At 60.3% G+C, this 24370-nt stretch carries 24 protein-coding genes; 5 read left to right on the top strand and 19 right to left on the bottom strand.

What is annotated here, in order from left to right:
• Positions 1 to 4: 4 nt before the first annotated feature.
• The 5 genes from HJD22_RS10705 to puuE form a co-directional block, all read right to left on the bottom strand.
• Positions 5 to 856 carry an ABC transporter permease gene (locus HJD22_RS10705; RefSeq protein ID WP_208656844.1) on the bottom strand — a complete coding sequence of 284 codons (852 nt, stop codon included), beginning with the start codon at positions 854 to 856 and terminating at the stop codon, positions 5 to 7.
• Positions 857 to 1028: 172 nt separating this feature from the next.
• The gene (locus HJD22_RS10700) at positions 1029 to 1982 is read right to left on the bottom strand and encodes an ABC transporter permease (protein WP_208655262.1); all 954 of its coding nucleotides are present in this window, start codon (positions 1980 to 1982) and stop codon (positions 1029 to 1031) included.
• 15 nt (positions 1983 to 1997) lie between these two features.
• Complete coding sequence (locus tag HJD22_RS10695) at positions 1998 to 3602, bottom strand: ABC transporter substrate-binding protein (protein ID WP_208655263.1); 1605 nt, start codon at positions 3600 to 3602, stop codon at positions 1998 to 2000.
• A gap of 266 nt (positions 3603 to 3868) precedes the next feature.
• Positions 3869 to 4711 carry a MurR/RpiR family transcriptional regulator gene (locus HJD22_RS10690; RefSeq protein ID WP_208655264.1) on the bottom strand — a complete coding sequence of 281 codons (843 nt, stop codon included), beginning with the start codon at positions 4709 to 4711 and terminating at the stop codon, positions 3869 to 3871.
• A 135-nt stretch (positions 4712 to 4846) separates the two neighbouring features.
• On the bottom strand, positions 4847 to 5785 hold the full coding sequence (puuE, locus tag HJD22_RS10685; RefSeq protein WP_208655265.1) for an allantoinase PuuE: 939 nt from the start codon (positions 5783 to 5785) through the stop codon (positions 4847 to 4849).
• Positions 5786 to 6112: 327 nt separating this feature from the next.
• Between puuE and HJD22_RS10680 the strand changes: the two genes are divergently transcribed.
• Entirely contained in the window at positions 6113 to 7798 is a 1686-nt protein-coding gene (locus tag HJD22_RS10680; protein WP_208655266.1) for a catalase, read from the top strand.
• Between the two features lie 96 nt (positions 7799 to 7894).
• Here the strand turns inward: HJD22_RS10680 and HJD22_RS10675 are convergent, their stop codons facing one another.
• The 9 genes from HJD22_RS10675 to uraH form a co-directional block, all read right to left on the bottom strand.
• Positions 7895 to 8557, bottom strand: coding sequence for an aspartate/glutamate racemase family protein (locus HJD22_RS10675; protein WP_208655267.1), 663 nt, complete (start codon positions 8555 to 8557; stop codon positions 7895 to 7897).
• A gap of 43 nt (positions 8558 to 8600) precedes the next feature.
• The gene (locus HJD22_RS10670) at positions 8601 to 9623 is read right to left on the bottom strand and encodes an ABC transporter ATP-binding protein (protein WP_208655268.1); all 1023 of its coding nucleotides are present in this window, start codon (positions 9621 to 9623) and stop codon (positions 8601 to 8603) included.
• Positions 9620 to 10705: an ABC transporter ATP-binding protein gene (locus HJD22_RS10665; protein ID WP_208655269.1), complete on the bottom strand. Its 1086-nt coding sequence runs from the start codon at positions 10703 to 10705 to the stop codon at positions 9620 to 9622. The genes HJD22_RS10670 and HJD22_RS10665 overlap by 4 nt, the downstream gene beginning before the upstream one ends.
• Positions 10702 to 11598: an ABC transporter permease gene (locus HJD22_RS10660; RefSeq protein WP_208655270.1), complete on the bottom strand. Its 897-nt coding sequence runs from the start codon at positions 11596 to 11598 to the stop codon at positions 10702 to 10704. The genes HJD22_RS10665 and HJD22_RS10660 overlap by 4 nt, the downstream gene beginning before the upstream one ends.
• Positions 11599 to 11616: 18 nt before the next feature.
• Complete coding sequence (locus HJD22_RS10655; protein WP_208655271.1) at positions 11617 to 12570, bottom strand: ABC transporter permease; 954 nt, start codon at positions 12568 to 12570, stop codon at positions 11617 to 11619.
• 53 nt (positions 12571 to 12623) lie between these two features.
• Positions 12624 to 14255, bottom strand: a complete 1632-nt coding sequence (locus tag HJD22_RS10650; protein ID WP_208655272.1) for an ABC transporter substrate-binding protein — start codon at positions 14253 to 14255, stop codon at positions 12624 to 12626.
• A gap of 305 nt (positions 14256 to 14560) precedes the next feature.
• Positions 14561 to 15313 carry a GntR family transcriptional regulator gene (locus HJD22_RS10645; RefSeq protein ID WP_208656845.1) on the bottom strand — a complete coding sequence of 251 codons (753 nt, stop codon included), beginning with the start codon at positions 15311 to 15313 and terminating at the stop codon, positions 14561 to 14563.
• An 81-nt stretch (positions 15314 to 15394) separates the two neighbouring features.
• The gene (locus HJD22_RS10640; RefSeq protein ID WP_208655273.1) at positions 15395 to 16600 is read right to left on the bottom strand and encodes a urate hydroxylase PuuD; all 1206 of its coding nucleotides are present in this window, start codon (positions 16598 to 16600) and stop codon (positions 15395 to 15397) included.
• A gap of 33 nt (positions 16601 to 16633) precedes the next feature.
• Positions 16634 to 16987, bottom strand: coding sequence for a hydroxyisourate hydrolase (gene uraH, locus HJD22_RS10635; protein WP_208655274.1), 354 nt, complete (start codon positions 16985 to 16987; stop codon positions 16634 to 16636).
• Positions 16988 to 17096: 109 nt separating this feature from the next.
• Between uraH and uraD the strand changes: the two genes are divergently transcribed.
• Together uraD and HJD22_RS10625 are read left to right on the top strand one after the other, a co-directional pair.
• Positions 17097 to 17624, top strand: a complete 528-nt coding sequence (uraD, locus tag HJD22_RS10630) for a 2-oxo-4-hydroxy-4-carboxy-5-ureidoimidazoline decarboxylase (RefSeq protein ID WP_208655275.1) — start codon at positions 17097 to 17099, stop codon at positions 17622 to 17624.
• 94 nt (positions 17625 to 17718) lie between these two features.
• Positions 17719 to 18576 (top strand): IclR family transcriptional regulator, encoded by an 858-nt coding sequence (locus HJD22_RS10625; protein WP_208655276.1) that lies wholly within the window; start codon positions 17719 to 17721, stop codon positions 18574 to 18576.
• Positions 18577 to 18591: 15 nt separating this feature from the next.
• On the opposite strand, the gene HJD22_RS10620 is transcribed toward HJD22_RS10625, so the two are convergent.
• Positions 18592 to 19446, bottom strand: a complete 855-nt coding sequence (locus tag HJD22_RS10620; protein ID WP_208655277.1) for an SDR family oxidoreductase — start codon at positions 19444 to 19446, stop codon at positions 18592 to 18594.
• A gap of 190 nt (positions 19447 to 19636) precedes the next feature.
• On the opposite strand from HJD22_RS10620, the gene HJD22_RS10615 reads away from it, so the two are divergent.
• Positions 19637 to 20668: an aspartate carbamoyltransferase gene (locus HJD22_RS10615; RefSeq protein ID WP_208655278.1), complete on the top strand. Its 1032-nt coding sequence runs from the start codon at positions 19637 to 19639 to the stop codon at positions 20666 to 20668.
• Between the two features lie 128 nt (positions 20669 to 20796).
• Positions 20797 to 21507: a hypothetical protein gene (locus tag HJD22_RS10610; protein ID WP_208655279.1), complete on the top strand. Its 711-nt coding sequence runs from the start codon at positions 20797 to 20799 to the stop codon at positions 21505 to 21507.
• On the opposite strand, the gene ruvX is transcribed toward HJD22_RS10610, so the two are convergent.
• The 4 genes from ruvX to gshB are packed head-to-tail and all read right to left on the bottom strand — an operon-like array spanning position 21471 to position 24367.
• A complete protein-coding gene (gene ruvX / locus HJD22_RS10605; protein WP_208655280.1) occupies positions 21471 to 21908 on the bottom strand; it encodes a Holliday junction resolvase RuvX in 438 nt (145 codons plus the stop codon). The genes HJD22_RS10610 and ruvX overlap by 37 nt on opposite strands.
• A complete protein-coding gene (locus HJD22_RS10600) occupies positions 21908 to 22465 on the bottom strand; it encodes a YqgE/AlgH family protein (RefSeq protein WP_208655281.1) in 558 nt (185 codons plus the stop codon). The genes ruvX and HJD22_RS10600 overlap by 1 nt, the downstream gene beginning before the upstream one ends.
• A 32-nt stretch (positions 22466 to 22497) precedes the next feature.
• Entirely contained in the window at positions 22498 to 23370 is an 873-nt protein-coding gene (locus tag HJD22_RS10595) for an energy transducer TonB (RefSeq protein ID WP_208655282.1), read from the bottom strand.
• A gap of 25 nt (positions 23371 to 23395) precedes the next feature.
• Entirely contained in the window at positions 23396 to 24367 is a 972-nt protein-coding gene (gene gshB, locus HJD22_RS10590) for a glutathione synthase (protein ID WP_208655283.1), read from the bottom strand.
• Positions 24368 to 24370: the final 3 nt, after the last annotated feature.

Below are 24370 nucleotides of genomic sequence, written 5' to 3'. Positions count from 1 at the left end.
CCTCTCACAATCTAATATCCATTGCACTTCTTAATCCATCACTCAGGAGATTGAAGCTGACGGAAGTCACAAAGATCATTAATCCCGGAAGCACCGCCACCCAAGGATTGAAATAGATCGACTCACGGAGATCGCTCAGCATCAAACCCCATTCCGGGTTAGGAGGACTCACTCCCAAACCTAAAAAGCTGAGGCCCGAGGCAATTATGATAGAGAGACTCACTAGGCTCGTCGCATAGACCAAGATAGTACCAACGACATTTCCAACCACATGTACTCGTAGTACTCTATAATGTGACGAGGTAGCAGCTCGGGCTGCTTCTATATAATCATGTTTGCGAATTTGAGTGGCAGCACTCTCCGCCACACGAGTCATTGGTGGAATAAATACCAATGTCAATGCGATTATTCCGTTAGAGATTCCCGGCCCCATTGCTCCAGCAATAGCGATGGCCAGCAGGATTGACGGAAACGCATAGAAGACATCCATAGTACGCATGATGACAGTATTCATGAAACCACCAGCGTAACCTGCCAGTATTCCCATTCCACCGCCGATGAGCACGGCTAAAAGTACTGGAGCAATCCCCATGATCAATGACACCCGCCCTCCATAAAGCAAACGAGACAGGATATCTCGTCCCAAACGGTCCGTGCCCAGCAAATAACCTTCAGAGCCGATGGGTTGAAGCCTGTTCATCATGGATGCCTCAAACGGATTGGCCGGAGCAATGAAAGGCGCTGCGATGGCCGCTCCTACAACTGCCACAATTATCAAAGTACAGCCTATGGTGACAGGGTCCCTGAGAAGATGCCGTACGACACGTTTCCAATAGCGTGGTGCTGGGAGCTCCATCCTTTCGCTTCCAGCCCCTTCGTCTTTGATATATGGACTAGTTATATTTGCTTTCATCTTTCTGCCTTGGGATTCATAGTTCAGCCTCTCTGCATGACTCATCATTTTTTCCGCTCAAGTCATGCACCCACGAAACGTTTTCAATCCGTGCAACTGCCGAAAAAAACCCGTATCATGCGCGCTGGATTCTTCTATCGATAATGTTTTGCATCAAATCCACCATGAGGTTCAGGACTACAAAAAACAGGGCCATGAGTAGTATGGCTCCCTGTAGTACTGGTAAATCTCTCTGTAAAATAGCCTCATTCAGAAGAAATCCCGTACCAGGCCAAGCAAAAACCGTCTCTATTAAAATGGATCCACCCAGTAAATTTCCTATTTCCAATCCCATCACTGCCATAATCGTAGGAGCCGCGTTACGCAGGACATGGAGGAAAACGGCTGGCTCGTTGAGCCCCTTTGCCCTTAGTGCCTGTGTCACCTCGGAAGCCATTGTTTCGGCGACACAAGCACGGGTCACGCGAGCAACTATTGCCATTGGAATTGCGGAAATTGTCAATAAAGGGAGAATCAGATGCCGAAAATGTTCGGTATCGAATGCCCAGCCGGAACTATCATAGGGTGACATACCCATAGCGGGAAGGTTGCCAAACTCAACCGCAAAGAGCGTCACAAGCACCATACCAAGCCAGTAATGTGGAATACTAATTCCAGTTACGCTCACAGCACTAAGAACACGATCTAACCAGCCACCATGGTAATAACCTGCAAGTGCACCGATAGCGACTGCAACCGGGAAGCCGAGTGAGAAAGCGAACGCTGCCAAGATGGCTGTATTCTTAGCGGCATCAATAACCTCCTTCATCACTGGGCGGCCCGAACCAATGGATTTACCTAAATCGCCCTGCACCGCGTTCCATAACCAGATACCGTATTGTGCGGGTAGCGGTTTGTCGAAGCCATAGTGAGCACGAATACGCTCAATATCTGCAACGCTTGCCTCATCGGGAAGAACAGCATCAAGGGGATCCCCTGGCCCAATGTAGACTAAAGCGAATACAATGACAGAAACAGCCAGTGCAATCGGAATGGCATAAATCAAACGGTACAGGGAATATGACCACATCAAAATCGTCCTTACCTATTTAACGACAACATTCGTCAAGTCTATATACCAGCTCTGTGGTGGTATGAACCCACTAACTCTTGGCGAAAGTGCCCGAGGACTCACATCATGAACCACCCACAACCAATGCGCGTCATCTACTAAAATTTCATTGACACGTGCCAAGAGTTGAGCCTGCTCATCAGGATCGAAAGTGACAAGCACTTCATCAAGCAGTTCATCAATTTCATTGTTTATCGTATACCCCCAATTTCTTCCATGCGGAGGAACCATTGCACTATGAAAAAATCGAGTATATGCCTCAAAAGGGCTTGAAGTACCATAGCTATGGTTAAATGCATGAATGCCACGGCTTTCCGGAGCTTGTGCCCCAACTCGCGATACATTCCTCAGCGCAGTCCATTCAACTACTTGGTAGTCAACATTTATTCCCACCTCGGAAAGATTTGCCTGAATATATTCGTTCATTGGGAGTGGCTGCATTTGTCCAGAACCACTGGGTGAAATCAGAACTGTCACATTTACCGGATTGCTTTGACTATAGCCAGACTCGGCAAGTAATCTCCTGGCTTCATCTGGATCATATCGGATGTCGAAATTTGGATTTCCATACCAAGGATGCTCACGCGGAACTTGTCCATAACTCGGTGCAGCCATCCCTCCAAGCATCTCGACGAGCCCCTCCCGGTCGATTGCCAGATTCGCTGCCTTGCGCACGTTAATGTCATTCCATGGTGATCCCTCGATATGACTAAACGTCCATGGCCATACGTGTGGATAAATATTAGTTACAATCTGCATACCAGCCGACTCAAGGCGTGGAATACTGTCTGGCGAGGGCGCCTCGATCCAGTCAACTTGGCCGGAAAGTAGCGCAGCAGTCCGCGTGGTTGGTTCGGGCATGGGGACCAGAATAAGACGATCTGTCTGAGGGATCCGCTCTTTATCCCAGTAGTTTTCATTGCGAATCATTTCAACTCGCTGCCTGGAAACTATATTATCCAAGGTCCATGGCCCCGTGCCGGATGGCTGCTCTGCAAAGGCATCCCAGTCGTTGCCTACTTCAGAAAAGTGGGCGGGACTGGAAATCATGAACCACGTTAATTGATAGGGAAGTTGGCTATCGGGGTAGGGCGTTGTAATAGCAATCTTGTATTCGCCAATTTTCTCGTAGCTATCCACTCCTGGAATTCTATTCAAGACTTGGGACGCCTGCCTAGCATCATATTGCGGAGCGTCTTCCTTGAAAATTTTATCGAAATTCCATATTACTGAATCCGCATTGAACACGGACCCATCATGAAATTCTACTCCTTCGCGAAGCGTAAACAACCAACGCGTAGGATCATCCGGGTCGACCTCCCATGATTTCGCCAAGCCCGGAACAAGTTCAGCTGGCTCATCGGAGTGTCTAAGATCCCAGGCTACCAATGCATCGTAGAGCTGCAACGCAACGAAGCGATGGCCTTCACCACCTTGATTTGCTTGCCCAGTTGTCTGTGGAATACCAGACACCGTCATGCCTATTCGAAGCACCGTTTCTTCACTTGCCATCAATGGACCACTGAGAACAGTGCTCGCCGAGATGGCTACCAACAGCTTGATATACCCTCGTTTCATTACGACCCCCTATCAGCGACAGGAATTGTTCATGATTTGTGGGACAAATGTATCATAAATAGAAAATCAGAAACTTTCGTTTCATTACAAGCAACAAGTGTGCCAAGAATTCATGATTCTCTGTTTAGGCAAACCACTGGCTGGCCGCAGGCTTCGGTCCGTGCCACCACGAATGTCATTGGCGCCCGCCAGAGGCACTTCAATGGTGATTCTGAGTGATTTTGCGCACCGTTATGGCGCGCAAGGCGTGGGGAGAAGCTCCAAGCTCAGGGCGCAAGTTCACCCAGTTGCTGGTAGAGATCGCTCACGGCATCGATACGCGAGCGGCCCTGGGCGAGACGGTAATGCAACAAACCATTGGCCAACAGGCTGATTAGGCTCATGGCACTAGCATAACTGTTGAAGGCGGAAACGCTATCGAGGGAGCACTCCAGCCGCCAGTCGACCTGCTTGTCGAACTCCGCCGCCGTGGCATCGGCGATCAACAATACCCGGCAGGGCATGGTGCCCAGCATCTCCATCAATGTCTCGAAGATCCGCGGGCGACGCCGGAAACCGAAGAGGACCACCAAGTCCTCTTCTCCCAGTCCCACCAGTTCCTCGGCAAGAGACTGGTTAGGCTCCGGGGCGAGTCTGACCCGTTCACGCGCCTGGATCAGTTGCTGGCGACAGTGCATGGCCAGCGGATAGCCATTGCGGAGCCCAACCACGATGATTTGGCGTGCGCTATCCAGAGCGTGCACGATGGCCTCGAAGGTGTGCGTCTCGATGCCCATCAGGCAGCGTTGCAAGTTTTCCTGCTCGCGTTTGAAGTGGCGTTTGAAGGGCTCGCTATCGACGCCCATGGCATTGGCATTGGTGACCAGCGGCATGCCCAGACTGCGCAGTTGACGAGCATGCTCCTTGACAGAGCGAAAGCTATCGAAGCCGAGGCGCTTGAAGAGGCGGCTGACCGTCGACTTCGACACTCCTGTCAAACGTGACAGATCGGCGGCGCTGTATACCGCCAGATCATCGAAGTGATCGAGAATGAAAGTGGCCACGCGCTGCTCCTGCGCGCTCAATTCGGCATACTGCGCCGTGATCCGCTGACCGATGTGTGGCGTCATAGCAACCTGTCAATCGACGATAGATGTGCCTGGGAAGGCGGACCGACAAGTATCGCACAGCAGGCACTCCCAGCGCCGACCATCAATTCCACGGGATATGACGTCCGAATCTCCCGGTACGACGAACCACCAGCCTTAGCGGATTTTCGGCGCCGGATGATACTCGGCCCAATGCCGCGCGATATCCACGCGGCGGGACACCCACACGCGATCGTGGGCCTCGATATGGTCGAGGAAGCGCTGCAGTGCGCGGAAGCGCCCTGGGCGACCGATCAGCCGGCAGTGCAGGCCTACCGAGAGCATCTTCGGGGTCTCTTCGCCTTCGGCATAGAGCACGTCGAAGGCGTCGCGCAGGTAAGTAAAGAAGTGCTCGCCGGTGTTGAACCCCTGGGGCGTGGCGAAACGCATGTCGTTGGTATCCAGGGTATAGGGCACTATCAAATGATCGTGCGCCTCGCCCTGGCTGTCCTGCTGGCGGCTCCAGAACGGCAGGTCGTCACCATAGTAGTCGCTGTCGTACAGAAACGAACCCTCATCGAGCACCAGCCGCCGGGTATTGGGGCTATCGCGACCGGTATACCAGCCCAGTGGCTTCTCGCCATAGAGGTTTTGGAAGATCTCGATGGCGCGGCGCATGTGCTCGCGCTCGACATTCTCATGCATGCCTTGGTAGTGGATCCAGCGCCAGCCGTGGCAGGCGATCTCATGTCCCAGCTCTTGGAAGGCCTGGGCCACCTCGGGGTGACGCTCCAGTGCCATGGCCACACCGAACACGGTGAGCGGCAGGCCGCGACGCTCGAACTCATTCAGTACCCGCCATACGCCAGCCCGCGAGCCATACTCGTAGATTGACTCCATGCTCATGTGGCGCTCAGGGTAGGCCTCGGCACCGACGATCTCGGAAAGGAACCGCTCGGAGTGGCTGTCGCCATGCAGCACACAGCTCTCGCCTCCCTCCTCGTAATTGAGCACGAACTGCACGGCGATCCGTGCTCGGCCAGGCCAGTTGGCCTCGGGCGGATTGCGCCCGTAGCCGATCAGATCTCGGGGATAAGATGTCCCTCTCGCGCCCATGCTGCCCTTCCTTCGCTTTATTGTTTGCGCCTTAATTGATATGCGCGATCGGCACCTGCCCTACCGCACAAAGCGTATACAACAAGACGTTAAGATGTATTCAGATGACTTGCAAGCATCGACCTCTGTCGCGCCGGAACGCTATGAGGGAGGGCTCTCGGCGAATATTCCAGCGATTGAATATCCCAATGATAGTCATAAAGAAAGTAAGGCTATCACGTACCGTCTGGCATGCTACGCTTTGTGAATCCGAGCATATAGTGACCAGACTTTGGGGTTACCCAAGGGAAAAAGCAACGCTAGTAACGCTAGATAAAGGAGCGTGGTATGGATAAGCAGGATAAGGTTCTGACAACCCGCCAGGGCCATCCCATCACCAACAACCAGTCCCAGCGTACCGTCGGCAGCCGCGGTCCAGCCACGCTGGAGAACTACCAGTTCCTCGAGAAGATCAGCCATTTCGATCGTGAGCGTATCCCTGAGCGCGTCGTGCACGCTCGCGGCTTCGTGTGCTACGGCGAATTCGAGGCGACCGGCATGATCGGCGACGAGCCGGCGTCCAAGTATACACGTGCCAAGCTCTTTCAGGAGGCCGGCAAGAAGACCGACCTGGCGATCCGCTTCTCTACCGTTATCGGCGGACGCGACTCCTCGGAAGCCGCTCGCGATCCGCGCGGCTTCGCCGTCAAGTTCTACACCGAAGATGGCAACTGGGACCTGGTCGGCAACAACCTGGCGGTATTCTTCATCCGCGATGCGGTCAAATTTCCCGACGTCATCCACTCGCTGAAGCCCGACCCGGTCACCTTCCGCCAGGAAGCCAACCGCATCTTCGACTTCATGAGCCAGACGCCCGAATCCATGCACATGCTGACGCACCTGTTCAGCCCGCGCGGCATCCCGGCAACCTACCGTCATATGGAAGGTTTCGGCGTCAATACCTACAAGATGGTCAATGCTCAGGGAGACACCGTCCTGGTCAAGTACCATTTCCACCCGCGTTGCGGTGTGGCCAGCCTGACCGACGAGGAAGCAGCCAAGATTCAGGGCCAGGACCTGGGCTCCGCCTCCAAGGACCTCTTTGAGGCCATCGAGCGTGGTGAATACCCGCAGTGGGACGTCTACGTGCAGGTAATGGAGGACCACGAGCATCCCGAGCTGGAGTGGGACCCGCTGGACGACACCAAGATCTGGCCGGAGAACGATTTCCCGCTGTGCAAGATCGGCGTGATGACCCTGAACCGTAACGTTGAGGATCACCACAACGAGAACGAGCAGATCGCCATGGGTACCGGCGTACTCGTCGACGGTCTCGACTTCTCCGACGACAAGATGCTTGTCGGGCGTACCTTCTCCTATTCCGATACCCAGCGCTACCGCGTCGGCCCCAACTATCTGCAGTTGCCGGTCAACCAGCCCAAGGGCGTGCAGGGCCGCGTGCATACCAACCAGCGCGGCGGCCAGATGTCCTACGGCGTCGACCTCGCTCCGGGCCAGAACCCGCACATCAACTTCGAGCCGTCGATCCACAACGGCCTGCAGGAGTCCAAGCGCGAAGAGCCGAACAACTCGCCGGAAATTCGTGGCCAGCTGACGCGCAGCGTGCTCGAGCGTCGCAACGACTACATCCAACCACGCGGCCGTTTCAATACCATGATGGACTGGGAGCGTGACGACCTGATCAACAATATGGGCAACCTGCTCAACCAGTGCGAGCGCGACGTGCAGGAACGCATGCTGTGGCACTTCTTCTTGGTGCACGATCAGTACGGTAGCCGTGTCGCCGAGAAGCTGGGCATGTCGGTCGACGACATCAAGCATCTCGAGCCGCTGCCCAAGCAGGTGCTGACCGACGAAGATCAGCGTCGCCTGCAGAACCTGGGCAACAACGGAGACAAGATCGACTCCGAGGTCTGGGGCCAGTGGACCAGCTCCGTGCAGAACTATCAGGCAAGCGCCGAGGAAGTACTGAGCGGCAAGCTGGGTAGCCATCCCTACACCAGCCAGGGCTAAGCCCACCCGATAGCGCCAGGTAACCTGGCGCTATCGGTGCATCGCCAAATGAAACCGGATGCCTCAGGCATCCGGTTTTTTGCGCTTTGCCTTACGCTAGCAAGCGGATAAATGCCCCAATGCTCGAGCCTGTACCAAGGCGGCATCGAAACAGTCCAGCAGCCGCGTCCCGTCACGTGTCGGCAGCTCGGGGGCCAGTCCCGCAAATGCCGCCCCGCCGACGATAATGACATCAGGTGCAAGTGCGTCCAGCTGAGCGTGTATGGCAGCCTCTAGCCGAATACGCGCCTGCTCGCGCTGTTTGGGAAGCTGCAGATCGTCTATCGTCACCGCATCGATGCCCAGGCAGCGCCGCCCGACCCCAAGATCGTTGAGCACATCTTCGATCATGCGCGGCCAGTGCTGCCCTGGGGTCACGATCGAGAAGCGTTGCCCCAGCTGCAAGGCGGTGAGCAGCGACGCCTCCAACATTCCCACCACGGGCACACGAGTGATCTCGCGCACCGCCGCCATGCCGGGTTCGCCAAAGCAAGCAAGCAAAATGGCGTCGAACTCGCCTTCCGCCAGATGCCGCTCGACCAGCGCCAAGGTCGACCCTGCCGCCAGGGCGCACTCCCGCCGGGAGGTGATGTAGGGCACGCTCTCGCGGGCGGTAGCCTCAACCACCTCTACTGCGTCGCCCAGCATCAGACGGGCATGGCCGGCCAGTTGCCCCGTCATGGCGATATTGGTATTGCCATTGAGTAAAAGAAGCCGCATCCATTTGTCCTTATCCGAGCGCATGCCCGGCTCAAGCGCTGCATCAAGGAGCCGTCAGCTCCAGTCGCTTGCACGCCGCCCAATGGGTGGGGCTCAGCTCCCGGGCGGCGGGTACGTTTCGCGAGCATTCGTCGGTGGCGTGAGGGCAACGCGGCGCAAAAGCGCAGCCCGACGGCAGCATCGCCAGATCGGGCGGCGCTCCGGGAATCGCCTCGAGGCGCTGGCCGCGTAGTTCGCCCGAGGCGCGCGAGCGCATCAACCCCAGCGTGTAGGGGTGTCGAGGCTGCCCGATGATTTCGCCGACCTTGCCGGTCTCGACAATCCTTCCTCCATACATCACCGCGATACGGTCGGAGATCTCGTTGGCCACGCCCATGTCATGAGTGACGAAGATCACCGACATGCCGAGCTCGCGCTGCAGCTCGCGAAGTAGCAGCAGGACCTGGATCTGCACCGTGGCGTCCAGCGCCGTGGTCGGCTCGTCGGCGAGCAGCAACTTCGGGCGACAAGAGAGCGCCAAGGCGATCATTGCCCGCTGGCTCATGCCACCGGAGAGTTCATGGGGATAGTTGGACAGACGCCGCTTCGCCGAGGGGATGCGCACTAGCTCGAAAAGTGCCAGCGCTCGCGCCAGCCCCTGTTTGCGACTGATTCCCTCATGCCGGCATACCGTCTCGGCGATCTGTTCGCCCACGGTGAAGACCGGGTCGAAGGCGAGCATCGGCTCCTGAAAGATCATCGACGCGGTACGTCCACGAAAGCGCGATAGCTCGCGACGCGACATCGCCAAAACATCCTGACCATCGACGCTCACTCGTCCCTGAATGCGTGTACGCCGCTCGGGCAGCAGGCGCATCAGGCTGCGCAACGTGACGCTCTTGCCGGATCCGCTCTCGCCGAGGATGGTGAGGATCTCGCCGCGCTCGAGGGTCAGGTCGACGCCATTGACAGCGTGAACCTGACGGCCGGGAGACTGGAAACGCACCTCGAGCCCGGAGATCTCCACCAGCCGCTGGGCGGTTCGAGGCTGGGAGGTGGACACCAAGTTTTCGGCAACCAGGCTCATGATGCATGCTCCTCGGCAACGGTCCGGGCACTGGCACGTCCGGCCATCACCTCGTCGGCCCGCAGGCAGGCGGCCAGGTGATTCTCGCCGCACGCAAGAAGCGGCGGCTCCTCGAGCTGGCAAGCATCTACCGAGACAGGACAACGCGGACAGAAACGGCAGCCGGGCGGCAGATCGATGGGATTGGGTGGATCGCCGGCAAGTGGCGCCTTCTCGGTTCGTCTGCCGGGATCCATCGACGGCATGGCCGACATCAGTGCACGTGTGTAGGGGTGGGCGGGAGCGCGGTAGATCGCTTCGGTATCGCCCATCTCCGCCACCTTGCCCAGATACATCACCATCACCCGGTCGCTGATGTAGCGCACCACGTTCAGGTCGTGCGAGATGAACAGATAGGTCAGACCGTACTCCTGCTTGAGGTCGACCAGCAGATTGAGCACCTGCGCCTCCACCGACTTGTCGAGTGCCGAGACCGCCTCATCGAGAATCAACAGACGCGGCTCCAACGCCAGCGCCCGGGCTATGTTGACACGCTGGCGTTGCCCACCGGAGAGCTCGTGGGGATAGCGGCTGGCGTATAGTGCTGGCGACAATCCCACCTGATCGAGCAGCTTGCGGGCCCGGCGACGCGCATCGCCACGGCCCAGCCCATGCACTTCGGGGCCAAAGGCAATCGAATCCTCGACGCTCATGCGTGGATTGAGCGAGGCGTAGGAGTTCTGGAATACCATCTGCACCTGGCGACGCATGTCGCGCACCGAAATGCCCCCGCGTGCGCCCACCGGATCGCCATCGAAGATCGTCTCGCCGGCATCCGACGTCAGCAGGCGCATCAGCAGCCTCGCGGTGGTCGACTTGCCGCAACCCGACTCGCCGACGATGCCCAACGTCTCGCCCTTGCGCAGATCGAAATCGACGCCGTCCACGGCATGCACGCGCTTCTCCTGTCGACCAAGACCGCCACGCTGGATCACGAAGTGCTTCTTGAGGCCGCGCACGCTGAGCAGCGGCTGCGCCTTGCCGCCACGGTCCCGCGCGGCATGACGGTCGGGTATCTCCGTGGCCGCTTGAGTCGCTGTCATAGCTTGACCTCCATGGCGGAGCGCAGCCCGTCGCTGAGCATGTTGAAGCAGATCGATATCGTAAAGATCATCGCTCCTGGCAATACCGTGACCCAGGGGTTGACGTAGATGGCGTCACGCATGGTGTTGAGCATCAAGCCCCACTCCGGCATCGGCGGGCGGGCCCCCAGGCCGAGAAAGGAGAGCCCCGAGGCTAGAATCATGCTGACGCTGATCAACGACGTGGCGTAGACGAAGATTGGCCCCAGCACGTTGCCGAGCACATGACGGCGGATGATCGTCAGGCTGCGTGCGCCGCTGGCGCGTGCCGCCTCGATGTAGTCGAAGTTGCGTACCTGGGTGGTGACGCTCTCGGCGACACGGGCGATGGGAGGAATGAACACCACCGTCAGCGAGAAAAGCGAGTTGACCAGTCCCGCCCCCAGGGCGCCGGCCAGGGCGATCGCCAGCAGTACCGCTGGAAAGGCGTAGAAGACATCGATTACACGCATGATCGCGGTATTGGTGCGTCCGCCAACGAAGCCGGCGACTATCCCGATACTGCTGCCGATGACGAAGGCATTGATCACCGGCATCACGCCAATCAAGAGCGACAGCCGCGCACCGTGTATCAGCCTGGAGAGCACATCTCGACCCAGCTCATCGCTTCCCAGCGGAAAGCCCGGTGTACCGATCGGCTTGAGCCGGTTGAGCATGCTGGTGGCGTAGGGATTCGAGGGCGAAATCCAAGGCGCAAGCAACGCCGCCAGAAGAATGGCCAGCAAGATGATGCCGGCCGCCATAGCCACTGGATCATGCTGCAACCGGCCGAACACGGCCCGCCAGTAACCCTTGGCGGGAGCTGGAATCGGCTCAATGGCAACCGCGGCAGTCGCATCGAGGGTAGGGGGCATGGCAGAACTCCTTGGCGATCAATTGCGCTGGATACGCGGGTCCAGGCGCGCCTGGGCCAGATCGACGATAAGGTTGAGCAGTACGAAAAAGATCGCCAGCACTAGGATGGTGCCCTGCAGAATCGGCAGGTCGCGCTGGAAGATGGCATTGTTGAGCAGCAGACCGGTTCCGGGCCAGGAGAACACCGTCTCGACCAGGATCGAACCGCCCAGCAGGTAGCCGAGTTGCAGTCCCATGACCGCCATGGCGGTGGGAGCCACGTTCTTGACCACATGTAGGAACACACGTGTCTCGGCCAGGCCCTTGGCCCGCAGCGCTTCGACGAAATCGTGATTGAGGATTTCGGCCACCATGGCGCGTACGGTGCGCGTCACCACCCCCATGGGAATCACCGATAGCGTCACCGCCGGCAGGATCAGGTGACGCAGGTAGGCCCATTCGTAGTTCCAGTCGCCTGAGCTGCCCGGCCCGGCGCCGGACGAGGGCAGCCAGTTGAGCTCGACCGAAAAGACGATGACCAGCAGCATGCCAAGCCAGTAGTGCGGCACGCTGACGCCGCCCACGGCAAACCCGGTGACCAGACGGTCGAGCGGCGATCCCTGCCAGTAGCCGGCCAGGGTGCCGAATGCGCAGCCCAGGGTGAAGCCGATCAGCGAAGCGGCGATCGCCAGGCGCAGGGTGTTGCGCAGGGCGCCGAACACTTCCGCGGTCACGGCTCGTCCATTGGCCGCCGACAGCCCAAGATCACCCTGCACCGCGCGCAATACCCAGCGCCCATACTGTTCGGGCAGCGGCCGGTCGAAGCCATAGGCGCGCTGCACCATGGCAACGACCTCACGAGGCGCATCGGCGGAAACCACGGCATCCATTGGATCGCCGGGCGAGAGATGCACTAGCGAAAAACAGAAGAAGCTGACCGCCAGGGCGATGGGGATAATGTAGAGCACCCGCTTGATAAAATAGATCGGCATGAGAACTCCATGCGCTCAGGCATCGCAGCGTGTACTGCAATGCCTGAGACGACTTACTCTTCGAGGTAGACCGGAGTCAGGTCCTGGAACCAGTTCTTGGCCTGAACGAAGCCCTGGACCCTTGGATGCATGGCACGTGGGCCTACATCATGGGCGACCCACAACCAGGCGGCGTCGTCGACCAGGCGGGCATGGAATTCGGCAAGAATGGCATCCTGGGCCTGCTGATCGAAGGTCACCCGAGCTTCGTCGAGCAGGCGATCATACTCGGGGTCGTTCATGTAGCCCCAGTTGAAGCCATTGGGCGGCGCCAGGCTGGAGTGCATGAAGCGATAGAAGCCGCTGAATGGGTCGAGCCAGGCAAAGGAGACGTTGGTGGAGTGGGCGCCGCGGCTGGTCGCGTGGTCGGCGCCGTGACGCCAGTTCGGGAACAGCGATTCCCAGTCCAATACCTCGAACTCGAGTTCGATGCCAACCTCGGCCAGGCTCTGTTGGATATATTCGTTCATCGCCAGGGGCTGCATCTGACCGGAGCCCGATGTCGAGATCAGCGCTCGCGCGCGCACTGGATTGTCGGGCCCATGGCCACTCTGCGCCAGCAGGCGCATCGCCTCCTCTGGATCGTGGCGAATCTCGAATTCGGGCTCACCAAACCATGGATGATCGGGAGTGACGATACCCACCGCCGGCTCCATCATCCCGCCCAGCAGCGCCTGCAGTCCTTCGCGGTCGACCGCCAGGTTGGCCGCTTTGCGTACATTGATATCGCGCCACGGGCTGCCCTCGAGCATCGAGAATTGATACGGCCAGGTATGTGGATAGGGGTTGCGGGTAATGGTCATGCCCTGCGACTGCATACGCGGTATCGCGTCGGCCGCCGGCGACTCGATCCAGTCGACCTGGTCGGAGAGCAGCGCCGAGGTGCGCGAGCTAGACTCGGGCATCGGAATCAGCACCACGCGGTCGATCTGCGGGATCCGGTCGGCATCCCAGTAGTCGGCATTGGGCTCGAGCTCGGCGCGCTCGCGCGGCACCAGGCGAGTCAGCTTGAAGGGCCCAGTTCCGGAGGGCTGGCGAGCGAATTCGTCCCAATCGCCGCCAAGCGCTTCCCACTGTGCCGGGCTCGAGAAGAGCAGGAAACTCAATTGATAGGCGAACCAGGCATCCGGTTCACTGGTGGTGAAACGCAGGACATAATCGTCGACCTTCTCGTACTGATCCATGGCGGGAATGCGTCCACGCACGTTGCCTGCCTGGCGCGCGTCGAACTGGGGCGAATCCTCATCGTAGATCTTGTCGAGGTTCCAAATCGCCGCATCGGCGTTCCACTCGCTGCCATCGTGAAACGTCACCCCCTCACGCAGCTCGAAGTTCCATACCCGCGGATCCTCCTCGTCGACCTCCCAGGAGACCGCCAATCCGGGGGTTAGACCGCTGATCTCCTCGGCGGAGGAGAGATCCCAGTTGATCAACGCGTCATAGACGGTATAACCCAGGAAACGGTAGCCCTCGAAGCCGCTGTCGGGCTGGCCGGTCGTAAGCGGTATGTCCGAGGCGGTCATGGCGATGCGTAGCGTCTGTTCCGCCTGGCTCAGTCCCGGGATTGCCAACACCGCAACCCCGAGTGACAGTGCGGTAGCGTTACGGGTATGGCGCCAGGTCTGCGCAATATTCTTGTAGACCATATTGTTGTTCTCTCTCTCTTGGATTCGCCGGACAGGCGCCTAGAGACACGCGCCTTTCAGCTGATATGCAAGAGAGAGGCCAAAAACCTCAACGCGACGAATGGCCTTCGCCATAAACAAATACAAATTACCTATTTTTGGTATACAACAATCAGTTGAGAACCATCAATGCAAGAATCTCCTCTACCGCCATGCTCAACTCATGGCACCACGATGAGAAAGAGTGGCGCAGGCGCACCTCCATGGCACAACGTGGACGGCAAATATTTCTTGATGGTGCATCCAAGTTGCCTGGTAATCAGGCGTTACGCCTGTCCAAATATCCGTCTCAGGTCCGGCGCGGCCTCCTCCTCCTCGACAATCGTCAGCGATGCCTCGATCGTCTTCAGGTGACGACCCATGAACGCCTTGGCACGCTCGCCGTCGCCCTTTTCGAGATGGCCGATGAGATCCTCATGATCGTGGGATTCGCAGCCCAGATGACCTGAGTTGCCATAGACGGCAAGGATCAGCGACGAGCGCGAGCAGAGCCGGCCGACGAACTCGGCAAGCGTGGCATTGCCGGAAAGCTCGGCCAGGCGCTCGTGGAGGGCCGCCGAGAGCTTGATCGCCACGCTCTGCTCACCTGCACGCAGGGCCTGGCGCTCCCGGCTTGCCATGTCGCGCAGCTCACGCACATCGGCCTCGCTGATGCGCCTTGCCACTTCCGGCATCAAACCGCATTCGATCATCTGGCGGGCATCGAAGACATCCTTGGCTTCATCCGCCGTGGGGCGCGTGACGCTGGCCCCCCGCCGTGGCGTGAGCGTCACCAGCTGCTCCAGCGCCAGGCGCTGAAGTATCTTGCGAATGCCGGTGCGGCTGACGCCGAACACCTCCGACAGCGCATCCTCGCGCAGTCGTGCCCCCGGCTTGAGGCGGTGCTCGATGATCGCATCGCTGATCGAACGGTAGATGGCATCGTGGCGCTCGGCACCATCGCCATTCTTGCCCAGCCGCCGGGCCTTGGGTTCGGCCTTGGCGGCGGTGACGCCGGGGGCTGAGTGACGCTCGGTCATGTTGGGCACTTCTCCATCGCTATGCATGAGGGATTCATTGTATACAGCTTGCCGACGGCGAGACGTCCACTCTGTTCAGCGTCACTCTGCCCAGGCAGCGATCGCGGCGCGCTCCTCGTCGGTCATGTTGGTCATGTTGCCAAGCGGCATGTAGCCACTCGCCACCACCTGCTGAATCTGTTCCCGCTGGCGCCCTATCTGCGCTTCGCTGTCGTAGGCGATGCCGGCCGGGGGCGAGGCGAAGCTGGGGTGAGTTGGGCTCTGGGAGTGGCACTGCACGCAGCGCGCCTCGATGATCGTGCTCACCTCGGCCATCGAGGGGGCTTCGAGGCCCTCCCCCGCCCTGCCGGTTCCCTGGCCATGGGGCATCGCCACCCAGAAGGCCGCCGCGATGAGCGCAACCCCCGCCGCAGGATAGGCGGGCCGGGTCTTGCCCATGTGCATCAGCACGAAGAACTGGCGAATCAATGCCCCGGCCAGGATGAACAGTGACATGATGAGCCAGGAGTGGGGGTGCGTATAAAGGAACGAGTAGTGGTTGCTGAGCATCAGCAATACCACCGGCAGCGTGAAGTAGGTGTTGTGCACCGAGCGCTGCTTGCCACGCTTGCCATCCAGCGGATTGGGCGCCTCACCCGCCTTCATCGCCTTGACCATGCGCCGCTGGCCGGGAATGATCCAGAAGAAGACGTTGGCCGACATGGCGGTGGCCATCACCGCGCCGGTGAGCAGGAAGGCCGCGCGTCCGGAGAATATCTGGGTGCTCAGATAGGCCACCACCACGATCATCACCGCCACCGCCAGGCTCAGGATTCCGTCCCGCTCCATGTTGGGGCTGATGCGTTTGCACAGCTCGTTATAGACCACCCAGCCAAGCAGCAGGAACAGCAAGGCGGCGATATTGGCCTGCCAACCGCTCATGTTGGCGGCCCATGCCCAACTGCTGTTGGGGTTGACCAAGTAGAAGCCGGGGTTGGCCATGTAAAGCAGCACGAACAGCGCAAATCCCGATAACCAGGTGGTGTATGCCTTCCAGAACGACCAGTGCAAGTCGTCGGGCAGCTTCGCGGGACTCGTGGCGTACTTCTGGTTATGGTAGAAGCCGCCCCCGTGGACGGCCCACATCTCGCCGAACACCCCCTTGCGGCGATCGCCCTCGTCTCGCGGCGTACGCAGGCTGTTGTCCAGCATCACGAAATAGATCGACTCGCCAATCCAGGCGATGGCGGCGATTACATGCAGCCAGCGCAGCAGCATGTTGGAAAACTCAAGCAGGTAGGCTTGCATGGACTAGCGCTCGTTGTGGTTCATCGTTGTCGGTCAGCTGCCACGGTAGGTGGAGTAGCTGTAGGGCGATAGCAGCAGCGGCACATGATAGTGCTCACCGGCATCGGCCACGCCGAAGCGCAGCGGGATACGATCGAGAAAACATGGCTCGCGAGCCACGACACCTTGGCGCTGCAGGTAGTCGCCTGCATGGAACAGCAGCTCGTACTCGCCTACGCTGAATGCCTCGCCCTCCAGCAGCGGCGCATCGCAGCGACCATCGTCGTTGGTCACCGTCTCGCCCAGGCGGGTGCGCTGCTCGCCCTCCAGACGAAAGATCTCGATACGAATGCCGTGCCCCGGGCGGCCCAGCGAGGTATCGAGTACATGCGTGGTCAGACGTCCCATATCATTTTCCTCTCCATCCACCTTTTTGACTACAAGAGTACATTCCAAAAATTATTGTATACAGTCATGGTATCGACGTTAACCCACTCTTACATCTCTAGGAGCTTCGATGAGCGAACTCACTCTTTTACCTGCCCCCAGTAGCCTGTCCCGCGATGCGTTCGTCCAGGTGTATGGCGAGATCTATGAACACTCGCCGTGGATCGCCGCGCTAGCCTGGGAAGCTGGACTGAGCCAGGCCCAGGACACCCCCGCCGGCCTTGCCAGCGCCATGGGGCAGGTGCTCAACGCCGCGAGTGCCGAGCGCCAGCTCGAAGTGATACGTGCCCACCCCGACCTTGCCGGCAAGGCGGCACTGGCCGGCAAGCTGACCCAGGACTCGAGCCGCGAGCAGGCCGGCGCCGGTCTTGACCAGTGCTCCCCGGAGGAGTTCGCCCGTTTCGAACGTCTCAACGAAGCTTACAAGGCCCGCTTCGGCTTTCCCTTCGTGATGGCGGTCAAGGGGCAGGACAGGTACGCCATTCTCACGGCCTTTGCGACACGCCTCGACAATAGCCTGGACGAGGAGCGCCGCACCGCGATCGAGCAGGTCAACCGTATCGCCCTGCTGCGCCTGCAGGCGCGTGCCGGAAATTAAAATGGAAAGGGTTTCCGCTGGCACGACAGCTCTTGGACGAGTGTGTATCCTATGCCGAGAAGCATGTAGGCGTGGGTAACCTGGGAGATCGGGCGTGACCGAGAGCAAACGTAAGCCGGTGGGTCGGCCTGCCGGCGCGAGCAAGAGCAGTGGTGGCCATAGCCAGTCGCTGGTGCGCGGGCTCAATATCCTCGAAGGCCTGGCTGCCGCGCCCATGGGGCTTGCGCTCTCGGATATCGCTCAGATCGTAGGGCTGGCGCCCTCCACCACGCATCGCCTACTGCAGGCGCTGCACAAGCAGGGCTTCATCACACAGGACAGTGAACTCGGGCTATGGAAGATCGGCGTCAAGACCTTCCAGATCGGCAATACCTTCCTCGAGGCGCGGGATTTCGTGGCGACTGCACGCCCCTACTTGCGCCAGCTCACCAACGAGAGCGGCGAGTCGACCAATCTGGGCATTCGCGATGATGGCTGGGCGGTCTTCCTGGCACAAAGCGAGTCGCCGCAGATGATGCGCATGATCACCCGGCTCGGCTCCCGCGCACCGCTGCACGCCTCAGGCGTCGGCAAGGCCCTGCTGGCCTGGCTACCAGACACGGAGATCGAGCGCATCCTTCAGGCACGTGGCCTGCCTCGCGTTACCGACAACACCATCGATACACCCTCGCGTCTGCGCGAGGGGCTTGCCGAGATTCGCCGCCAGGGTTATGCCTGCGACCGCGAGGAGCATGCCGTCGGCCTGCACTGCGTGGCGGCCTCGATTCACGACGAGCAGACTCTGCCGATCGGTGCCATTTCGGTCTCCGGTCCCATGGCACGGATTCCCGAATCGCGCCTGACCGAACTGGGCGGCCTTGTCAGCCGTGCCGCCCAAGAGATTACCCTACTGATCGGTGGACGCCTGCCGACCAGCATGCAGGCTCAGGAAGAGATCGCCAGACGCGCTTGAGTGCCTGCCGGCGTGTCAGGTATTGAGCACCACGCCGCCATTGAGGTGCATCGTCTGGCCGGTCATGTAGGAGGAGTCCTCGCAGGCCAGATAGACATAGGCCGGGCCCATCTCGCTGGGCTGGGCCGCACGTCCCATCGGCACCTGGTCGCCAAAGCTCGCGACTTTTTCTTCATCGAAGCTGGCCGGAATTAGCGGCGTCCACACCGGGCCGGGCGCCACGGCATTGATGCGAATCCCCTTGCTGACCAGCGGGATTGCCAGCGAGCGGATCAAGCCTTGGATGGCGCCCTTGGTCGCGCTGTAGTCGATCAGTGACGGATTGCCCTTGAAGGCGTTGATCGAGGAGCTGGCGATGATCGCCCCCCCCTCGCGCATGTGCGGCAGCGCCGCCTTGATCATGTAGAAATGGCTGAAGATGTTGGTCTGGAAGGTGCGTTGCAACTGATCGTCGGGAATATCGGTGATGTCGTCCCAGTCATACTGCTCGGCGGCGTTGTTGACCACGATATCGATCTTGCCGAAGGTCTCCAGGGCCTTGTCGACCACTTCGCGACAGAACGACGCCTCGCCGACATCGCCCTTGATCAGCAGGCAGCGCCGGCCTTCGGCCTCGATCAGCGCCTGGGTGTCCTCAGCATCACGCTGCTCGTCGAGATAGACGATGACGCTATCTGCCCCTTCACGGGCGTAGTGCACCGCCACCGCACGACCGATGCCGCTGTCACCGCCAGTAATTATCGCCACCTTGCCCTTGAGCTTGTCGCTGCCGCGGTAGCTTGCGCGGATGTACTCCGGCTCGGGCCGCATCTCATGCTCTTCGCCGGGCTGCTTGTCTTGATGCTGCGGTGGTTGGTTCTGATCGCTCATGTGCTTGCACTCCTTTGTCACACGTAATGAACCGGCGCCAACTCCCTGACGCCGTCAACCTTTATGAAAGATAGAAGAGCCTGGTTGCAGATCACAAGCATGAGCGTGCATCTCATCGTCACAGCCCGTGATGCCCGGTGAATTGCCGGTTACACTAGCGGCCACTTCCTTGTCGCTCTGCGAGGCTCCGATGACATCCCACCTGCTCTCCGTCGATTCTCTCTCCCGCGAACACGTCGATCACCTGCTGCGCGTCGCCGCCCGCATGGAGCCGATTGCCCAGCGCAGAAAAGTGACTCGGGTGCTGGAGGGGGCGGTGCTCGGCAACCTGTTCTTCGAGGCCAGTACACGCACGCGCATCAGTTTCAATGCCGCCTTCTGCCGTCTGGGCGGCAGCGTATGCGACACCACCGGGTTCACCTTTTCGTCGATGGCCAAAGGCGAGTCGCTCTATGACACCAGCCGGGTGATGGGCGGCTATGTGGATGCCATCGTCATGCGCCACCCGGACCAGGGCTCGGTGGCCGAGTTTGCCCAGGCCACCAACGTGCCGGTGATCAACGGCGGCGACGGCCCCGGCGAGCACCCCAGCCAGGCGCTGCTCGACCTCTACACCATCGACAAGGAGTTCACCCGGCTCGGCAAGCGCCTGGCAGGTGCCCACCTGCTGATGACCGGCGATCTCAAGTACGGGCGTACCGTGCACTCGCTGATCAAGCTGCTGTCGCTCTACGATCCCATGCGCATCACGCTGGTCTCGCCGCCGGGACTCGAGATGCCGAGCCATCTCGTCGATATGGTCGTCTCGCGAGGCCACCGCGTCGAGCAGCGCGAGAGCCTGGCAAGCGACTTCTCCGATCTCGATGTGGTCTACACCACGCGTATCCAGCGTGAGCGCTTCACAGACGAGATGTCCGAGAGCTTCGCCGGCATCTCCCAGGATTTCATCGTCGAGCGCGCCTTTCTCGATCAGTGCTGCTCGCCCACCACTATCGTCATGCATCCGCTTCCCCGCGACAGCCGCCCCGGCGCCAACGACCTCAGCGTCAACCTCAATGGCGACCCGCGCCTGGCGATCTTTCGCCAGACCGACAACGGCATTCCGGTGCGCATGGCGATATTTGCCACACTGCTCGAGGTCGAGGAGCTGATCGAGAAGGATCTGCGCGACGTGCGCTGGTTCGTGCCAAGCAAGACCGGCGTCGACGACCGGCAACTATGATCGCCGAAGGCTCCGTATGACCATTGCATAACCCATGTGCGGCGAGAAATATGCCAGACTGCCAATACGACGTCAGCCAACAACAACAGCCATTGTCGGTCGTAACGGAGGATGTGGGGCCAATGAACATGAATCGCGCATATATCTCGCTGGGTGCCTTCTACAGCCTGCTGGTGCTATTGGGGGTGGTCGCTCTGTTGATGGGAGGCGGCTCGCTGCTGTCGCTGGTACAGCTCGGCATCGGGGGCATGGCGGTGGTTGGACTATGGGGCTACACGCTGAAGAAGGGCTTTCTCAACCCCCGCGTATGGCGGCCGCTGGCCTTCGTACTGGGCGCGGCGGTAGTGGGGCAGCTGCTGCTGGTTTTCTTCGCCTCGCTCTCCAATACCGAAATCACTTGGATGTTGATCAGCGCAGTGTTCTCGGCACTGCTGGTCGCCATTCTCTATCAGTATGGCGACCGCGATCAGGAGCTCTGGGCGTCGTGGGACGATATCGTCGCGGGCCGAGTGCTTGGCGATCTGCTTGCCAAGCATGAGACGCTAACCGTCGAGAAGCAGGAGGGGGAGCGACACGCCACCGTCACGCTCTCCACCGTGGGCGAGCGCTATCGCGCCAGGGTGATCCGGTGTCGGGAGGGTAGCAGGGAGGAGTTCGAGGAGCGCTTTGCAAGCCTTGCGACCCTGGCCGACTTTATCGAGACCTATACCTGCATCACGGTCAAGGACTTCGCCAAGCACTACTCCGGCTCCTCCTCCCGCACTGCCGACTACGGTGCGGGTGTACCCCCGCATGCCGTGGCTCAGCGCGGCGGCAACCCTTCGAGCGAGGCGAAGTAGCTCTCCAGAATCAGCTGCGCGGCCAGGCCATCGACCCCCGCTTCGCGATAATTGCCCCGATGCCCGGCCGCACGGGCGATCTCCTTGGCCTCGCGGGTCGAACCCCGTTCGTCGACCATCTCGCAGGGCTTGCCGAAGCGCCCATAGAGACGCTTGCCGAACTTGCGCGCCCGGGTGCTCATCTCCGATTCGCTGCCGTCCATGTTGAGCGGCAGGCCAACCACGAACAGGTCCGGCTTCCATTCCTCCACCAGCCGTGTGATCACCCGCCAGTCGGGAATGCCGTCACGGGCCGGCAAGGGCTCCAGCGCCGTGGCCCGGCCGATCATCTCGTTGCCCACCGCCACCCCGATGCGCCGGGTGCCGAAGTCGAAGGCCAGGATCAGGCGCTGTCCCGCCATCAGCTGTGGCCGGCCTCACGGCTCATCAGGTTCAGGTCGACGCCGAGACTTCCGGCAGCCGCCTGCAGCCGCTGCTCCGGCGGCACATCGAACAGAATGCTGGCCTGGGCCTCGATGGTCAGCCAGGTATTCTCCTTGAGCTCATTCTCGAGCTGGCCGGCCTCCCAGCCGCAGCACCCCAGGCAGACCAGAAAATGCTCGGGACCGGTGCCATCGGCCAGCGCCTTGAGCACGTCCATGGAAGTGGTCAGCGCGATATCGTCGCCGACCTGCAGGCTGGAGTCCCAGGCCGCGGCACTGCCACGGTGGAGAATAAAGCCACGATCCTTGTGCACAGGGCCGCCGAAGTAGACCGGAGCCGAGCGGTGCGGGCTTTCATCGCCGCTAAGCTCGAGTTGCTCGAACAGGGTGTCCAGCATCAACTCAAGAGGACGATTGACAATCACGCCCATGGTGCCGTGTTCGTCATAATCGCACAGGTAGCTCAGGCTACCGGCGAAGTGGGGATCCTCGAGATGAGGCATCGCCAGAAGAAAGTGGTTTCTCAAACTTTGCATGGGCCTCCCGGGCGTCAGGGCCGTGACCGCCCCTATTGCACGCCGAAATCGTTGCCGTTCCCGAAACGCCAGACGCGAGTGATGGAGAGCGAGTCTAGCGCTTCCATGCCGCGATCGAAGCGGGGATAGGGTGCCGCGCCTTGCACGGTCGCCATCGCTACCCGATCGATTTCGGGATGATGCGACGATTGTACCACCTCTGCCTGCCGTAGCTCCCCGTCGTGGCCAATCACGACACGAATTCGCACTTCGCCCTGCAGCCGTGCCGGAACCGGGTAGTCGTGATTGCCGTACTCCTCGATGCGCCTTGTCCAAGCCTCGACATAGCGCGCCTCCGCCGCCTCGCGGGCCGCCTGCTGACGCCTATCGTCAGGCACCGCCGCGGCATGCTGCACGGCACGGTGCACGCTTGTTGTCTCGCTTGCCTCAGCATCCAGGGGCCGTGAGTCGAGGCGCGGCAGGGCGAGGCCCACATCCGCCAGGGCCAGCGCCACGCGTGTTGCAGGCATCGCTTCCCTGGCCTGCTCGGCCGTAACGAGGTCGGGCAGCGGTGGGTGAGAAGGCTGCGGAAGAGAAGATGGGAGAGAAGCGCGCGCGGGGGCAGGCTGGGGAAAAGAGGGGGCGAGCACCTCGCCAGGCTCCCGCGCCTGCTCGCCAAGTGAGTGCTGGCTGGCCTCGGCGATCGCCTCCGCCTCGACTGGCTCAGAGGCAGCCTGGCCAACCAGAACGACATCGAGGCTGCGCCGCTCACGCACAGGGTCAGCCAGCTCGGGCACAAGCGTCCAGCCTGCAAATAGGCCAATCAGCGCCAGATGCAACAGCAGTGCCAGCGCCCAGGCGAGCAATCGACGATGTGATCGGGTGACCGGGGCGTAGCGAATCGGATCGCCCAGCGAAGAGGCCATTGGCGCGCTATCTCGCTCACTCAGCTCAGGCAGATCGCTGCCCAGCCACGCGACGTTCGATGGCCTCCATCAGCAGGCCTGCGATGTCGGTACCGCGCTGGTCGTCGATCTCGCGCACGCAGGTGGGGCTGGTCACGTTGATCTCGGTGATGTAGTCGCCGATCACGTCGAGACCGACGAACATCAGCCCCTTCTCGCGGATCATCGGCTGGACCTGTTCGATCAGCCAGTAGTCGCGAGCGGTCAATTCGCGACTCACTCCGCGGCCGCCAGCGGCCAGGTTGCCGCGTGTCTCGCCGGCCATCGGCACCCGCGCCAGGCCGTAGGGCACCGGCTCGCCATCGACCAGAAGAATACGGGTATCCCCTTCGCTGATCTCGGGGATGTAGCGCTGCGCCATGATCTGGCGTTGGCCACGCTCGGTGAGTGTCTCGATGATCGCGCCGAGGTTGCGACCCTCGGGCTGGACATGGAAGATCCCGGTACCGCCCATGCCATCCAGCGGCTTGAAGATTACGTCGTTGTGCTCGGCATGGAAGGCTCGCAGCACCGGCTCGCTGCACGACACCGTACTCGGCACGCAGCACTGCGGAAATTGCTGGGCAAACAGCTTCTCGTTGCACTCGAGCAGCGCCCGGGTGGGATTGACCACCAGCACCCCCTCGCGTTCGGCAAACCCGAGCAGGTGCACGGCATTGAGGAAGTGGCTGTCGACCGGCGGGTCCTTGCGCATCAGGATCACGTCAAGCTCGGAAAGCGCTGTCGGCTTGGGTTCGCCGAGGCGATACCAGCAGTCAGGATCGCGGAACGCCTCGAGATCGCGCATGCGGCCGAAGGCACGGCCATCGTGCAGGAATAGATCCTCCTGCTCCAGATAGGAGAGCGACCAGCCACGCTCCTGGATGGCCCACAGCATGGCCAGGGTAGTGTCTTTCTTGTAGGCGATGTCGGCGATGGGGTCCATCACCACACCCACCTTGAGTGCGCGTTCGCTCATCGA

Origin of the sequence: Halomonas sp. TA22 (genome assembly GCF_013009075.1) — a bacterium.
Lineage (GTDB): Bacteria > Pseudomonadota > Gammaproteobacteria > Pseudomonadales > Halomonadaceae > TA22.
This window is presented reverse-complemented; position numbering and strand designations above follow the sequence as displayed.